Source organism: Limnohabitans sp. TS-CS-82 (assembly GCF_002943475.1).
This window is the reverse complement of record NZ_PTQX01000012.1, coordinates 29,502-45,153: the sequence shown is the minus strand read 5'-3', so window position 1 is coordinate 45,153 and position 15,652 is coordinate 29,502. Positions and strand designations below refer to the sequence as shown.

13 protein-coding genes are annotated in these 15,652 nt (G+C 56.4%); 10 read left to right on the top strand and 3 right to left on the bottom strand.

Going from position 1 to position 15,652, the window contains the following annotated elements; genetic code table 11:
• Window positions 1-53: 53 nt before the first annotated feature.
• Window positions 54-2,105 carry an excinuclease ABC subunit UvrB gene (gene uvrB / locus C5F52_RS20585; protein ID WP_104800374.1) on the bottom strand — a complete coding sequence of 684 codons (2,052 nt, stop codon included), beginning with the start codon at window positions 2,103-2,105 and terminating at the stop codon, window positions 54-56.
• 224 nt (window positions 2,106-2,329) lie between these two features.
• Here uvrB and C5F52_RS20580 point away from each other — a divergent pair, with 224 nt between their 5' ends.
• On the top strand, window positions 2,330-3,526 hold the full coding sequence (locus C5F52_RS20580) for an amino acid aminotransferase (RefSeq protein ID WP_104800236.1): 1,197 nt from the start codon (window positions 2,330-2,332) through the stop codon (window positions 3,524-3,526).
• A 112-nt stretch (window positions 3,527-3,638) separates the two neighbouring features.
• On the opposite strand, the gene ygiD is transcribed toward C5F52_RS20580, so the two are convergent.
• Window positions 3,639-4,460 carry a 4,5-DOPA dioxygenase extradiol gene (gene ygiD / locus C5F52_RS20575; protein ID WP_104800235.1) on the bottom strand — a complete coding sequence of 274 codons (822 nt, stop codon included), beginning with the start codon at window positions 4,458-4,460 and terminating at the stop codon, window positions 3,639-3,641.
• Window positions 4,461-4,564: 104 nt separating this feature from the next.
• Between ygiD and C5F52_RS20570 the strand changes: the two genes are divergently transcribed.
• Genes C5F52_RS20570 through C5F52_RS20560 form a run of 3 tightly spaced genes read left to right on the top strand, consistent with a single transcriptional unit; the run spans window position 4,565 to window position 7,887 of the window.
• Complete coding sequence (locus C5F52_RS20570; RefSeq protein ID WP_104800234.1) at window positions 4,565-5,971, top strand: polyhydroxyalkanoate depolymerase; 1,407 nt, start codon at window positions 4,565-4,567, stop codon at window positions 5,969-5,971.
• Window positions 5,968-6,627, top strand: a complete 660-nt coding sequence (gene rsxB / locus C5F52_RS20565; protein ID WP_104800233.1) for an electron transport complex subunit RsxB — start codon at window positions 5,968-5,970, stop codon at window positions 6,625-6,627. Before C5F52_RS20570 ends, rsxB begins: the two co-directional genes overlap by 4 nt.
• A gap of 57 nt (window positions 6,628-6,684) precedes the next feature.
• Window positions 6,685-7,887, top strand: a complete 1,203-nt coding sequence (locus C5F52_RS20560) for an MFS transporter (RefSeq protein ID WP_104800232.1) — start codon at window positions 6,685-6,687, stop codon at window positions 7,885-7,887.
• Window positions 7,888-7,958: 71 nt separating this feature from the next.
• On the opposite strand, the gene C5F52_RS20555 is transcribed toward C5F52_RS20560, so the two are convergent.
• Window positions 7,959-8,828: an amidohydrolase family protein gene (locus C5F52_RS20555; RefSeq protein WP_104800231.1), complete on the bottom strand. Its 870-nt coding sequence runs from the start codon at window positions 8,826-8,828 to the stop codon at window positions 7,959-7,961.
• 119 nt (window positions 8,829-8,947) lie between these two features.
• Between C5F52_RS20555 and C5F52_RS20550 the strand changes: the two genes are divergently transcribed.
• The 6 genes from C5F52_RS20550 to C5F52_RS20525 are packed head-to-tail and all read left to right on the top strand — an operon-like array spanning window position 8,948 to window position 15,602.
• Entirely contained in the window at window positions 8,948-9,724 is a 777-nt protein-coding gene (locus C5F52_RS20550; protein ID WP_104800230.1) for a crotonase/enoyl-CoA hydratase family protein, read from the top strand.
• 25 nt (window positions 9,725-9,749) lie between these two features.
• Complete coding sequence (locus C5F52_RS20545; RefSeq protein WP_104800229.1) at window positions 9,750-11,603, top strand: feruloyl-CoA synthase; 1,854 nt, start codon at window positions 9,750-9,752, stop codon at window positions 11,601-11,603.
• A 12-nt stretch (window positions 11,604-11,615) separates the two neighbouring features.
• On the top strand, window positions 11,616-12,380 hold the full coding sequence (locus C5F52_RS20540) for an SDR family NAD(P)-dependent oxidoreductase (protein WP_104800228.1): 765 nt from the start codon (window positions 11,616-11,618) through the stop codon (window positions 12,378-12,380).
• 50 nt (window positions 12,381-12,430) lie between these two features.
• Complete coding sequence (locus tag C5F52_RS20535; RefSeq protein WP_104800227.1) at window positions 12,431-13,435, top strand: Bug family tripartite tricarboxylate transporter substrate binding protein; 1,005 nt, start codon at window positions 12,431-12,433, stop codon at window positions 13,433-13,435.
• A gap of 20 nt (window positions 13,436-13,455) precedes the next feature.
• A complete protein-coding gene (locus tag C5F52_RS20530) occupies window positions 13,456-15,165 on the top strand; it encodes an acyl-CoA dehydrogenase family protein (RefSeq protein ID WP_104800226.1) in 1,710 nt (569 codons plus the stop codon).
• Window positions 15,162-15,602 (top strand): MarR family winged helix-turn-helix transcriptional regulator, encoded by a 441-nt coding sequence (locus C5F52_RS20525; protein WP_104800225.1) that lies wholly within the window; start codon window positions 15,162-15,164, stop codon window positions 15,600-15,602. The genes C5F52_RS20530 and C5F52_RS20525 overlap by 4 nt, the downstream gene beginning before the upstream one ends.
• Window positions 15,603-15,652 lie beyond the last annotated feature (50 nt).

Sequence of the window (15,652 nt, the reverse complement as noted above, 5' to 3'; positions counted from 1 at the left end):
GGGTACTCGGCCAATAACCCTACTTGTCGATGACAAGAACGAAGGGTTGGCTGTCAGGCTTTTTGCGCCAGCACCGCCACGTTGTCGTGCCCCGCTCCGCCAAAAGCTTGCTCACGCAGAGTAGCAAGTTGGTCACGCACGCGGGCGGCGTTTTCAAACTCTAGGTTGCGGGCGTGTTCCATCATCAGCTTCTCTAAGCGTTTGATTTCCTTGGCTACATCGCGTTCGCTCATGTCTTCGAAAGCGGCGCGTTGGATCTCGCGCTCTTGTGCCTCTTTGCCCGCCTTCTCGCTGTAAACGCCATCAATCAAATCGCGAATGCCCTTGACCACACCGCGTGGCGTGATACCCATCTCGAGGTTGTGCGCGATTTGCTTGGTGCGGCGACGCTCGGTTTCGCCAATCGCTTTCTTCATCGACTCGGTCATGCGGTCGGCATACAAAATGGCTTTGCCACTCAGGTTACGCGCCGCACGGCCAATGGTTTGAATCAAGCTGCGCTCAGAACGCAAAAAGCCTTCTTTGTCGGCATCCAGAATGGCCACCAGCGACACCTCGGGCAAGTCGATGCCCTCGCGCAGCAAGTTGATACCCACCAGCACGTCAAAGGTGCCCAAGCGCAAATCGCGCAAGATTTCCACGCGCTCCACCGTGTCCACATCGCTGTGGATGTAGCGCACTTTCACACCGTTGTCGGTCAGGTAATCGGTCAGCTGCTCAGCCATGCGCTTGGTGAGTGTGGTGATCAGCACGCGCTCATTTAGATCCACACGGATGCGAATTTCTTGCAGCACGTCGTCCACTTGGTGTGTGGCTGGGCGCACTTCCACCAAGGGGTCGACCAAGCCCGTGGGCCGCACCAACTGCTCCACCACTTTGCTGGCATGGGTCTTTTCGTAGTCGGCGGGCGTGGCCGACACAAACACAACTTGGCGCATGCGCTTTTCAAACTCTTCTAGCTTCAAGGGGCGGTTATCCAAGGCGCTGGGCAAACGGAAGCCGTATTCCACCAGCGTGGTCTTGCGCGCACGGTCACCGTTGTACATGCCACCCAGCTGGCCAATCATGACGTGGCTTTCGTCCAAAAACATCACCGAGTCTTTGGGCATGTAATCGGTCAAGGTGCTGGGTGGCGCACCAGGAGGTGCACCCGACAAATGGCGGGTGTAGTTCTCAATGCCTTTGCAGTGGCCGACTTCGCTGAGCATCTCAAGGTCAAAGCGTGTGCGTTGCTCTAAGCGCTGCGCTTCGACAAGTTTGTTCATGCCCACCAGTTCTTTCAAGCGGTCAGCCAACTCCACCTTGATGGTTTCTACCGCAGCCAACACGCGGTCACGAGGTGTGACGTAGTGGCTGGACGGGTAAATGGTGAAGCGCGGAATTTTTTGGCGAATACGGCCTGTGAGTGGGTCAAACAGTTGCAGGCTTTCGATTTCGTCATCGAACAGTTCAATGCGAATCGCCAGCTCAGAGTGTTCTGCGGGGAACACATCAATCGTGTCGCCACGCACGCGGAACTTACCGCGTGAAAAATCTTGGTCGTTGCGCTCGTACTGCATGCGCACCAGCTGGGCAATGGCGTCGCGCTGGCCCACTTTGTCGCCGGCACGCAGCGTCATGATCATCTGGTGGTAGCTCTCGGGCTCACCAATACCGTAGATGGCCGACACCGTGGCCACCACGATCACATCGCGGCGCTCCAAGATGCTCTTGGTGCAACTCAAGCGCATTTGCTCGATGTGTTCGTTGATGGCACTGTCTTTTTCGATGAACAAATCGCGTTGCGGCACATAGGCCTCGGGCTGGTAGTAGTCGTAGTAGCTGACGAAATACTCCACCGCGTTGTTGGGGAAAAACTCACGGAACTCGCTGTACAGCTGCGCGGCTAAGGTTTTGTTGGGCGCAAAGATGATGGCTGGCCTGCCTAGCTGAGCAATCACATTGGCCATGGTGAAGGTTTTGCCCGAGCCCGTCACGCCCAGCAGGGTTTGAAACACCTCGCCGTCATTCACCCCTTCCACCAGCTGGGCAATGGCCGTGGGCTGGTCACCCGCAGGCGGGTAAGGCTGAAACAGCTCAAACGGCGAGCCTGGGTAGCTGACCATCGTGCCCTTTGGCTGTTCTGGCGCTTCTGTGGCGGCTGGCGATGCGTCAGGAAGTGTTTCTGCGGTGTCAGACATGGTGGTGCAAACGGTATGGCTCGAAAAAAACGCATGATTTGAAAAACCATACGGGTTGACCCTTAAAATTGGGGCCGAACACGCAAGCCTACCGCAGACTGCGACTGTTTACCTAACCTCCCCTCTTTATCCGTGATCAAGGACTGACGATGTCAATGTTTACCGCTGTCGAAATGGCACCCCGCGACCCCATCTTGGGTCTCAACGAGCAATACAACGCCGACACCAACCCCAACAAGGTCAACCTCGGCGTGGGTGTGTACTTCGACGACAACGGCAAACTGCCCCTGTTGCAATGCGTGCAAGCCGCTGAAAAAACCATGATGGCCACGCCCACTGCCCGCGGCTACTTGCCCATCGACGGCATCGTGGCGTATGACGCCGCTGTCAAAGGCTTGGTCTTCGGTGCTGACTCCGAGCCCGTCACGTCTGGCCGCGTGGCCACGGTGCAAGGCATTGGCGGCACAGGCGGCTTGAAAATCGGCGCTGACTTCTTGAAGCGCCTGAGCCCCAACGCCACTGTGTTGATCTCTGACCCCAGCTGGGAAAACCACCGCGCGTTGTTCACCAACGCTGGTTTTAAGGTCGACACCTACGCTTATTACGACGCTGAAAAACGCGGCGTGAACTTTGAAGGCATGTTGGCTTCGTTGAACGCTGCCGCTGCTGGCACCGTCGTGGTGTTGCACGCTTGCTGCCACAACCCAACCGGCTACGACATCACTGCGGCCCAATGGGACCAAGTGGTGGCAGTTGTCAAGGCCAAAAACCTGACCGCCTTCTTGGACATGGCCTACCAAGGCTTTGGCCACGGCATTGCCGAAGACGGCGCTGTGATTCAAAAGTTTGTGGCTGCTGGCCTGAACTTCTTTGTATCCACCTCGTTCTCTAAGAGCTTCAGCTTGTACGGCGAGCGCGTGGGTGCGTTGAGCGTTTTGTGCGCTGACAAAGAAGAGTGCAGCCGCGTGTTGTCACAACTCAAAATCGTGATTCGCACCAACTACTCCAACCCACCTATCCACGGCGGTGCTGTGGTGGCTGCGGTGTTGAACAACCCAGAGCTGCGCGCTTTGTGGGAAAAGGAGTTGGGCGAAATGCGCGTGCGCATCAAAGCCATGCGCCAAACCTTGGTCGACGGCCTCAAAGCGGCTGGTGTGAAGCAAGACATGAGTTTCATCACCACCCAAATCGGCATGTTCAGCTACTCAGGTTTGAGCAAGGACCAAATGGTGCGCTTGCGCTCTGAGTTTGGCGTGTACGGCACCGACACAGGCCGTATGTGCGTGGCTGCGTTGAACAGCAAGAACATCGACTACGTGTGCCAAGCCATCGCGAAAGTGATGTAACTGCACACCGTTTGCACGCATCACGTGCAACAAAGAAAAAGGGCCGTGAGGCCCTTTTTTCATGGTGCTGCGAACCTCAACATTGCGCGGCCGAGATTCAATTGGACTCAATTCAGCCCCAAATGACAGAACGCATCGCAATCGATGCCAGCTGATACCCCTCGTTAAAAAACTCAACCGGCTCACCCGCCTCTGCTGCCCCCGCGGCATAGAGCAATGGCAAGAAGTGGTCGTAGCTGGGGTGCGACATCTTTGCAGCTTCGCCTTGGGCTTGAAAGTCCACCAAAGCTTCAAGATGGCCCGATGTAATTTGCTGAGCCACCCATTGGTCAAACTTAATCGCCCAATCGTAGGCTTGGTTGTCAGCGGCTGAGCGGTTCATGGTGCGCAGGTTGTGCACGGTGTTGCCGCTCGCCAGGATCAACACGCCCTGCTCGCGCAAGGCACGCAACTGCTGACCCAACGCAAAGTGTTCAGCGGCTGGGCGATGGTAATCAATGCTCAGCTGCACCACAGGAATATCTGCAGCAGGAAACATGGGCTTGAGCACCCCCCACGCGCCGTGGTCTAAACCCCAGGCGGTCATATCCACGCCCACGGGTTGACCATTGTTTGGCTGACGCAACTGCTGCGCTGTGTGTGCAGCCCACTCAGGCGCACCGGGTGCGGGGTATTGCTGGTCAAACAGCTCTTGCGGAAAACCACCAAAGTCGTGAATGGTTTTCGGTTGTGCCATACCCGTCAACCACCAGCCTTGCGTGATCCAGTGCGCAGAGACGCACAAAATCAGTTTGGGCTTGGGCCAACGCACGCCAAACTGGACACCCAAGTCTTGCCATGCGCGGCGATAAGGGCTGTCCTCGATCACATTCATAGGGCTGCCGTGGCCGACAAACACAACCGGCATGCGTGTAATATTTATGTATGAATTCATCAGTAGCCTTCGTCGGTGCCTGCTTTATGTCAATTGGAGGACAAACTCCATTTTCAACCAAGTAAGTGCGCTATATTGCACTGCAACATTTTTGAGACAACACCATGCTTTACCAAATCTTCGAGACGCAACGTAGCCTGATGGAGCCGTTCGCAGACTTTGCGCAAGCCGCCTCCAAACTTTACGGCCAAACCAACTCCCCCATTGCACAAAACCCAATGGCTCAGCGCGTATCCGCCGGTTATGACTTGCTCTACCGCTTAGGAAAAGACTACGAAAAGCCACAATTCGGCATCAAATCTGTCGAAGTCGAAGGCACAGAGGTTGCCATTCACGAACGCATCGAAATGGACAAACCGTTTTGTGAGCTGCGCCGCTTCAAGCGCTTCACCGACGACGCCGCCACACTGACCAAACTCAAAGCACAACCTGTGGTGCTGATCGTGGCCCCCTTGTCTGGCCACTACGCCACCTTGCTGCGCGACACCGTCAAAACCATGCTCAAAGACCACAAGGTCTACATCACCGACTGGAAGAATGCACGCTTGGTCCCACTGAGCGATGGTGAATTCCACCTCGACGACTACGTGAACTATGTGCAAGAGTTCGTCCGTGATTTGCAAAGCAAATACGGCAACTGTCACATCATGAGCGTGTGCCAGCCAACCGTTCCTGTGCTGGCTGCTGTGTCTCTCATGGCCAGCCGTGGCGAGAAGACCCCCATCACCATGACCATGATGGGCGGCCCGATTGACGCCACCAAGTCGCCCACAGCGGTGAACAACTTGGCGATGAACAAGAGCCACAGCTGGTTCGAGAACAACGTGATTTACCGCGTGCCCGACAACTTCCCAGGCGCCGGTCGTCGCGTCTACCCAGGCTTCTTGCAGCACACGGGCTTCGTGGCCATGAATCCCGATCGTCACTTGAAGAGCCATTACGACTACTTCAAGGACTTGATCAAAGGTGACAACTCCAGCGTCGAGTCACACCGTGATTTTTATGACGAGTACAACGCCGTGCTCGACATGGATGCCGACTATTACTTGGAAACCATCAACACCGTGTTCCAAGACTTCAAGCTGGTGCTCGGTACGTGGGAAATCAAAAACCCACAAGGCAAGCTCGAGTTGGTGCGCCCACAAGACATTCGCACCACAGCGTTGTTGACTGTGGAAGGCGAGTTGGACGACATCTCTGGCTCAGGCCAAACCGAAGCCGCGCACAAGCTGTGCAGCGGCATCGTGCGCCAAGAACACCACCACCTCGAAGCCAAAGGCGCAGGCCACTACGGCATCTTCAGTGGCCGCCGTTGGCGCGATGTGGTGTACCCACACGTCAAGAGCTTCATCTTGGAACACAACAAAGGCCAAGGCGCGGCAAAGGCGGTTGCAGTTAAGCCCAAAGCTAAAGTTGTTGCCAAGACAGCCGCACCCGTTGCGAAAAAAGCTGCGCCAGTCAAAGCCGCTGCAAAGCCTGCCGCTAAAAAAGCTGCTGCCGCACAAAAGTGAGTCTGGTCGAACAGCTCAACAACGCCCTGCCACAAACGCAATGCACGCGTTGTGGCTACCCTGACTGTCAGCAATACGCCGAGGCCATCACCCAAGGCGAGGCTGACATCAACCAGTGCCCACCAGGCGGTACAGAAGGCGTTGAACGGCTGGCAGCCCTCACAGGCAAGCCTGCCCTACCCCTGAACCCAGAAAACGGCTTAGAAGGCCCGCGCACCATCGCCATCATTGACGAGGCGTGGTGCATTGGCTGCACGCTGTGCATTGCGGTATGCCCAACCGATGCAATCATCGGCGCCAACAAGCGCATGCACACCGTGGTGGAAAGTTATTGCACGGGCTGCGAGCTCTGCATTCCTGCTTGCCCTGTGGACTGCATCTCACTCGAACCCATCGACATCAACCTCAGCGGTTGGGCCTCATGGCCGCAAGAACTGGCTAACCTCGCGCGTCAGCGCTACGACACACGCCTTGCCCGTTTGAAGCGTGAGGCAGTAGAACATGACGAGCGCTTGCAAGCCAAAGCTGTGAAAAAACTTGCCGACCTGCCCGCACACACCAAAGGGACCGAGCACGCACCCGAGGTCGATCGCAAACGTGCGATCATTGAGGCTGCACTCGCCAAAGCCAAAGTCCGCCAAGCCACCAAAGCTTGACTGACACAGCGGCATCAAAGGGCACCTTCTGCCCTCCCCGCGATACCTGACATTTCAATGCACACCCAACTCACTGCACGCAGAGAACTTCTGCTTCTTTTGTCGCTCGCCGGCATTCAGTTCACACACATCGTGGACTTCATGATCATGATGCCGCTCGGCCCACAGCTGACCAGCTTGTTTGCAATCAGCTTCGCGGAGTTTGGTTTGTTGGTCTCGGCCTACACCGTGGCGGCGGGCCTGTCTGGCTTGTTTGCCACCACTTTCATTGACCGCTTTGACCGCAAGCGTTTGTTGCTCACGCTCTATGTGTTGTTCGCCCTCACCACCGTGGCCTGCGGCATTGCACCCACCTATGGCTGGCTGATGGCCGCACGCATTGCCTCTGGCTTTTTTGGAGGCGTGCTGTCCACCATGACGCAAACCATCATTGGCGACGTGGTGCCGTTCGAACGCCGTGGTCGCGCCACCGGCATTGTGATGACGTCGTTCTCTGTGGCCACCGTGGCTGGCGTGCCTGCCGGTTTGCTGTTTGCCAACCTCTGGGGTTGGCACACCGCCTTCTTTGGAATTGGTGTGATGTGCATCGCTGTGGGCGTGTTGGCCAACTACAGCGTGCCCAAGTTAGATGCCCATGTGGCCCACGCCAAAGACAAACATGTGCTGCACGCCATGGGCCAAGTGCTGAGCGAGCCCAACCAACGCATGGCCTTGCTGTTATCAGCCACCATGATGTTTGCCGCCTTCACCATCATTCCGTACATCACGCTGTATTTGCAAAACAACCAGGTGATGGCCCCCCACGAGATTCCGTGGCTGTACTTTTGTGGCGGTGTGGTCACCCTGTTCAGCGGTCGCTGGGTGGGCGGCGTCACAGACCGCTTGGGCAAGCGTGAAACGTTTCAACGCGCGGTGCTGTTCTCAATCATTCCGATGTTTGCCATCACGTTGATCGAGCCTGTGCCGCTGTATGTGGTGTTGCTGGTCACCAGCACTTTGTTCTTCGCCATGAACGCACGCATGATTCCAGGCATGGCCTTGCTCACCTCGGCAGCCAATCCTAAATTCCGTGGCACGTTCATGTCACTCAACGGTGCGGTTCAATCGTTCTCCATGGGGGTAGCAGCCTGGGTCGGCGGCATGCTGCTACAGAACGAACCGAGCGGACAAGTCACGCACTATTGGCTGTGTGCCGTCGTGGCAACCTGTGCGTCTTTGCTGGCATATCAACTTGCCAAACGCGTGCACATGAACGAATAAAAGAGACTCTTGGAACGCAACAAAAAAGCCGTGACTGCATCGCAGCCACGGCTTTTAATTTGTAAAAACACTTAGGCTTTGTCGAGGCCCAACAAACGCACCGCGTTGTCTTTCAAGATGCCAGGCATCACTTCAGGTTTGAAGCCTGCGACTTCAAAGTCTTTCATCCAGCGCTCAGGCGTGATCAGCGGGTAGTCACTGCCAAACAACACGCGGTCTTTCAACAAGGTGTTGGCGTATTGGATGAGTTGCTTCGGAAAGTACTTGGGGCTCCAGCCTGAGAGGTCAATCCACACATTGGGCTTGTGCGTGGCCACGCTCAAGGCCTCGTCTTGCCAAGGGAAGCTGGGGTGCGCCATGACGATTTGCATGTCAGGCCAATCAATCGCCACATCATCCAAGTGCATGGGGTTGCTGTAGGCCAAACGCAGGCCGCCACCGCAACGCATGCCGCTGCCAATGCCGCTGTGGCCTGTGTGGAAGATGGCAGGCAATTTGTATTCGTTGATCACCTCATAGATGGGCCATGCCATCTTGTCGTAAGGGTGGTAGCCCTGCACCGTCGGGTGAAATTTGAAACCTTTGATGCCGTCTTCTTTGATCAAGCGCTCAGCTTCGCGTGCGCCCATCTTGCCCTTGTGCGGATCAATGCTGGCGAAGGCCACCATCATGTCGCTGTTCTTTTTGGCAGCATCTGCGATCTCTTCGTTCGAGATGCGACGACGCCCTGTCTGGGATTCGCTGTCCACCGTGAACATGACCAAGCCCATTTTGTGCTCCCGGTAGTACGCCACGGTTTCGTCAATCGTGGGGCGATGGCTGGAGCCAAAGTATTTATCGGCTGCGCGGTCGTACTCTTCGCCGTAGTTGTCAAAGGGGTTACGACAGCTCACCTCGGCGTGGGTGTGGATGTCAATGGCAATCAGATTTTTGTAGTCCATGGTCAATCTCCAGAGTGGTTTTATTTTCCAACAAGTTTAGGGTAAGTCCCAATTATTTAGTTATTAGACATAACCATAATTCATTTCCAGATCAAAAGCAACCACGAGCAAACCCGACCATGAATCAAAACTCAGACATCCACTTTGAAATGCGCGGCGACATCGCGGTCATCCGTTTGACACGCCCAGCAAAGCGCAACGCTCTCAACGATGCCTTGATTGCCTCTCTGCGTCATATTTTTGAGAACCTGCCCGAGAACGCGAAAGCCGCTGTCATCGCAGGCGATGGTGACCATTTCTGCGCGGGCTTGGACTTGAGCGATTTGAAAGAACGCGATGCCGGCCAAGGCATGCACCACTCACGTTCATGGCACTACGCCTTGGAGCGTTTGCAATACGGCCCCGTGCCTGTCGTCGCTGCCTTGCATGGCGCAGTGGTGGGCGGTGGTTTAGAACTAGCCAGCGCATGCCACATCCGCGTAGCAGATGAAAGCACCTTTTACGCACTGCCCGAAGGCACACGCGGTATTTTCGTGGGCGGTGGCGGTGCCGTGCGTATCCCTCGTTTGATTGGCGTCGCGCGTATGACAGACATGATGATGACCGGCCGCGTCTACAACGCGGTGGACGGCGAGCGTGCTGGTTTTGCGCAATACCTGGTACCCACTGGCACATCGTTTGACAAAGCCTTCGAGTTGGCACAACGCATTGGCAGCAATGCCCCACTCACCAACTACGCCTTGATGAATGTGTTGCCACGCATTGCGGAGCAACCTGCGGACCAAGGCTTCATCACCGAATCCATGATGTCGGCGATTGCACAAGCGGCCCCCGAAGCCAAGCAGCGTGTGCGTGATTTCTTAGAAGGCCGCGCCGCCAAGGTTCAGAAGAGCTGATCACAGCCTCAACCGGAGACACCCCATGACTGCAGTGAAATTTCGTGACATGAAGTTTGGCGTCACACGCGTGAACATGCGTGAAGGCCGAAACGGCATCCGCTACATGATGGCCGACCAAGCACTCGCCCCCTATGCCGAACGCATGACCGACCGCTTGGTGCACTGGGCCAAAGAAAAGCCCGAGCAAACTTTGTTTGCGCGTCGCGTTAAAAATGCAGATGGCACTTCGGGTGACTGGCAACACATCAGCTTCTCTCAAGCGCTGGATTCGGCTCGCCACATTGCACAAGGTTTGATCAACCGCGGGCTCAACGCCGATCGCCCTGTGGTGATCTTGTCTGAGAACGACCTTGAACACGCCTTGATGGCTTTGGGTTGCATGGTGGCCGGTGTGCCGTATTGCCCTGCATCGCCCGCCTACTCCACCATCAGCCAAGACTACGACAAGCTGCGCCACATCCTCAGCACGCTCACGCCAGGTTTGGTATTTGCCGCTGATGCCGCGCGCTACGGCAAAGCCATTCAAACAGCAGTTCCCGCTGATGTGGAAGTGGTGCTGACGCACGGCACCGCAGAAGGCCACACCAACACCTCGTTTGCAGACCTGTTGGCCACCCCCATCACACCTGCCGTGGATGCAGCCATGCAAGCCACAGGGCCTGACACCATCGCCAAGTTTTTGTTCACCTCGGGCTCCACCAAGATGCCCAAGGCCGTGATGAACACCAACCGCATGTGGTGCGCCAACCAACAGCAAATGTGCCAATCCATGCCCTTGTTGGCCGAGCAGCCACCTGTGCTGATCGACTGGTTGCCATGGAACCACACCTTCGGTGGCAATCACAACTTCGGCATGGTCATCTACAACGGCGGCACGCTCTACATTGACGATGGCAAACCCACGCCCGCATTGATACAAGAAACCTTGCGCAACTTGCGCGAGATTGCCCCCACGGTTTACTTCAACGTGCCCACTGGTTTTGAAGCCATTGCCAGCGCGATGCAAACCGACGATGTGCTGCGCAAAAACTTGCTCAGCCGCGTCAACATGTTTTTCTATGCAGGTGCTGCGATGGCTCAGCCTATTTGGGACAGCCTGTACGCCAGCCAAGAGCGCGAAGTGGGTGAACGCATTGCCATGACCACAGGCTTGGGCATGACCGAGTCTGGCCCCTTCGCTTTGTTTGTCACCAACCCGCATGTGAAAACCGCCGACCTGGGCGTACCCACACCCGGCTTGGAAATCAAGCTCATTCCCGATGGCGACAAAATCGAAATTCGCTACAAAGGCCCCAACATCACGCCCGGCTACTGGCGCGCGCCCGAAGAGACACGCGACCACTTTGACGAAGAAGGCTTCTTCTGCACAGGCGATGCGGTGAAGTGGATTGATGAGTCCGATGTGCACCAAGGCCTGCGGTTTGATGGCCGCATCGCCGAAGACTTCAAACTCGCCACAGGCACCTTTGTGAGCGTGGGCCCTTTGCGCGCCAAAGTGATTGGCGCCGGTGCGCCGTACATCCAAGACGTGGTGGTCACAGGCTTGAACCGCAAAGAAGTGGGCGCCATGATTTTTCCAACCGCCGCTGTGCGTGGCCTGAGTGGTTTAAGTGCAAACGCCAGCATGGCCGATGTACTGGCCAGCGCCCCCGTGGTGGCGCACTTTCAAGGTGTGCTCAACCACTTGGCTGAAACCGCCACCGGCAGTGCCTCGCGCATTGCGCGTGCAGTGTTGCTGAGCGAGCCGCCCTCCATCGACAAAGGTGAAGTGACCGACAAAGGCTCTATCAACCAACGCGCTGTGCTCAAACACCGCGATGCTTTGGTGCAAGCCATGCACGAAGGCACCGCCCCCAACATCTTGCTGCCTCAGTAAAGGACAACGCACATGGACATTCAAGGACAAGCCGTTTTAGTCACCGGTGGCGCATCAGGCCTCGGTGAAGCCACCGCACGCGAACTGGCGCGACTGGGCGCCAAAGTCGCCGTCATCGACGTGAACTTAGAGCTCGCTGAAAAAGTGGCCGCAGACATCGGCGGCGTTGCTTGCCAATGCGACATCACAAACACCGACAGCGTGCAAGCAGCCTTGGCCAAAGCCACTGCAGCGCATGGCCCTGCCCGCATCTTGATGAACATTGCAGGCATTGGCACCGCCAAACGCATCGTGGGCAAAGACGGCAATGCCGCCCCCTTGGAAGACTTTGCACGCGTGGTCAATGTCAACCTTGTGGGCGCTTACAACATCAGCCGTTTGTTTGCCGCTGAATGTGCCAAGTTACCTGCAGGCGTCGATGGCCAACGCGGCGTGATGATGTTCACCGCATCGGTCGCGGCCTTCGACGGACAAGTGGGTCAACAAGCCTACAGCGCCTCCAAAGGCGGCTTGGTCAGCATGACCTTGCCCATGGCGCGTGACTTGGCGCAACACGGCATTCGCGTGTGCACCATCGCCCCCGGCCTGTTTGCCACACCACTGATGAAGACATTGCCCGAAGCGGTGCAACAGTCATTGGCCGCATCGATTCCCTTTCCTTCGCGCTTGGGTAAACCCGAAGAGTTTGCCCAACTCGCTTGCCATATCGTGACCAACGACCACTTGAACGGCGAAGTCATTCGCTTGGATGGTGCTTTACGTATGGCACCCCGTTAATTCGTTTTCCCTCACTCAACTCACCACAACCATAGCTAGGAGACAAAACCATGAGCAACCGTCGTCAATTCATCCAAACCGCCCTCACGCCCGTCGCGATGGCAGCCATTGCACCTTTCAGTGCTTTTGCACAAAGCGGTGCACTGCCTTTGGAGCAAATCAAAATCATCAACGGCTTTCCTGCCGGTGGCACCGCTGACGTGACCAGCCGCCGTATCGGCGACAAGCTGGGCAACGGCGCGTACAGCAAAAACGCTGGCGTCGTCGAAAACAAAACCGGTGCTGCAGGTCGCATCGCTGTTGAGGCCGTCAAGATTGCTCCCGCCGATGGCGGCACTTTGTTGCTCACGCCTTACTCCATGATGTCGATCTATCCACACATCTACAGCAAGCTCAGCTACGACCCGTTCAAAGACTTCGTGCCTGTTGCGATCGCATCTATGCTGACGCATGGTTTGGCTGTTGGCCCCATGGTGCCCGCCTCTGTGAAAAACGTGAAAGACTTTTTGGCTTGGGCCAAAGCCAATCCAAACGATGCCAGCTACGGATCGCCCGCTGCGGGCTCTACCCCTCATTTCTTGGGCGCGTTGTTGAGCATCAACACAGGTGTTGAACTCAAGCACATCCCCTACCGCGGTTCTGTGCCTGGTGTCACCGATGTCATTGGCGGCCAGCTCGCCGCCATGGTCACACCACACGGCGACTTCTTGGCCAACCACAAAGCCGGCAAGTTGCGCGTGATCGCCACCTCTGGTGCCAAGCGTTCACCTTTCTTGCCCGATGTGCCAACTTTTGCTGAGCAAGGTTTCCCTGATTTGGTGATTGAGGAGTGGTTCGGTTTCTACGCGCCCGCCAAAACACCCGTCAACGCCGTGGCTGCTGCCAATGCCGCCATCAACGTTGCTTTGAAAGACAAAGTGGTCATCGACAGCTTGGCACTCTCTGGCTTGGTGCCTGTCGGCGGCACCCCCGAAGACATGGTGCGCGACATGAAGAAGCAATACGACGTGTGGGGCCCACTCGTCAAACGCATTGGCTTCACCGCTGAATCTTGATCAACCGCTAGAGCACACACATGAACTACCAACCCCGTCTTGAAGATATCCAATTCATTTTGGAGAAGGTGCTTCATGTGCCACAACGCATTGCTGAATTACCAGCGTTTGCGGAAGTTGATGCCGACTTGATGAACCAAGTGCTCGACGAAGCTGGCAAATTTGTGGCCAACGAAATCGCGCCACTCAATCGCGTCGGCGATGAAGTCGGCGCACAATTCAACCAAGGGCATGTGACCATGCCGCCTGGTTTCAAAGACGCGTACCAAGCGTTTTGGCAATCGGGCTGGGCATCTTTGTGCACAGCCACCGAAGATGGCGGTCAAAGCCTACCTGCCGTGCTTGAGAGCGTGTTGTACGAGTGGCTCTCTGCTGCCAACCATGGCTGGACCATGGCGCCCGGTTTGTTGCACGGCGCATATGAGTGCATCAAGCACCACGCCAGCGACGAGCTGAAAGCACAGTACCTCAGCAAAGTAGGCACAGGCGAATGGCTGGCTACGATGTGCTTGACCGAGCCCCATGCGGGCAGCGACTTGGGGCTGGCACGTACCAAAGCCGTGCCGCAAGCGGATGGCAGCTACCACATCAGCGGCACCAAAATTTTCATTTCTGGCGGCGACCACGACCTGACCGAAAACATCGTGCACTTGGTGTTGGCACGCTTGCCCGAGGCACCGGCAGGCCCCAAAGGTTTGTCACTCTTTTTGGTGCCCAAGTTTTATGCCGATGGCTCGTGCAGTGCGGTGCATTGCGAACGCATCGAAGAAAAAATGGGCATCCACGGCAGCCCCACTTGTGTGATGCGCTTTGATGAAGCCAAAGGCTGGTTGGTCGGCGAAGTGGGCAAAGGCCTCAACGCTATGTTTGTGATGATGAACGCCGCACGCCTGCATGTGGGCCTGCAAGGCGTTGGCTTGCTCGATGCCGCTTGGCAAAAAGCCAATGCCTACGCACACGAGCGCCGCCAAATGCGCGCGCCCAAACCTGCAGGTGTGAAGGGTGAGCCCACCGACTTCATCATTGAACACCCCGCCATGCGCCGCATCTTGGACACGCAACGTGCGTGGATTGATGGCTCGCGCGTGCTGGCTTATCAAACTGGCCTCGCATTGGACATTGCCAAGCATCACCCCGATGCAGCGCAGCGCGAATCTGCGCAGCGCTGGTGCGCACTGACCACGCCCATCTTGAAAGCGGCTTGCACCGAGCAAGGTTTCCACGGTGCGAGCGACTGCTTGCAAGTGTTTGGTGGCCACGGCTATGTGAGTGAATGGGGCATTGAACAAAACGTGCGTGATGCCCGCATCGCCATGATTTACGAAGGTACCAACGAAATTCAAGCCATCGATCTGCTGATGCGCAAAGTCTTGGGCGATGGCGGTGTCGCTTTGAATGCCATGTTGGACGAACTGTCCGCTGGCTTGAATGCGCAAGCACCGCACGAAGCGCAAGTGCTGCACTTGTTTGCACAACTGCGTGACATCACCCAACAAGCCACGCAAGTGCACACACGCCCCGATGGCAGTGTGACCTTGAGCTGGATTACCGGTGACTACTTGCGTGTGGCCACCCTCGCCTTGCTGGCTTGGAGCTGGACACGCATTGAAGCCGCTCAGCCCACCGATGCTGCCCGTTGGCATGCACCTGCGGCTGCCTTGCGTGCTTGGGTAATGCCAGAGTTTGAAATGCGCTTGAACATAATTCGCGCACAATTCAAACCAGCATGACCGACAAGATAGACACCCGTTACCTCGAAACCCTCCTCGGCTACAACACCCGCCGCGCCACCCTGACCATCATCAGTCGCTTCATCGAGCGCATGGCTGAGTTTGATCTGAGGCCGGTGGATTTTTCGGTGCTGTCATTGATTGGGCATAACCCAGGCATCACCTCGCGTGAGCTGTGTAATGCGCTGAACATCTTGCCTCCCAACATGGTGGGGTTCTTGAAAGCGTTTGAAAAACGTGAGTTGATCGACCGTGCCCCCCATCCCACCGATGGAAGGGCCATGGGTTTGTCGCTCACACAAAAAGGTCAGCAACTCATGCAAAAAGCAGAAGTTGCGGCCATTGAATCAGACGCCAGCGCCGCGCATCAACTCAGTGCAGCAGAGCAAAAAACATTGATGCGTTTGCTGCAAAAGATTTACAGAACCCCTGATTGATCAAGCTTCACGCCATTTTTCTGGCAACAAAAAAGCCGTGACTGCCTAAG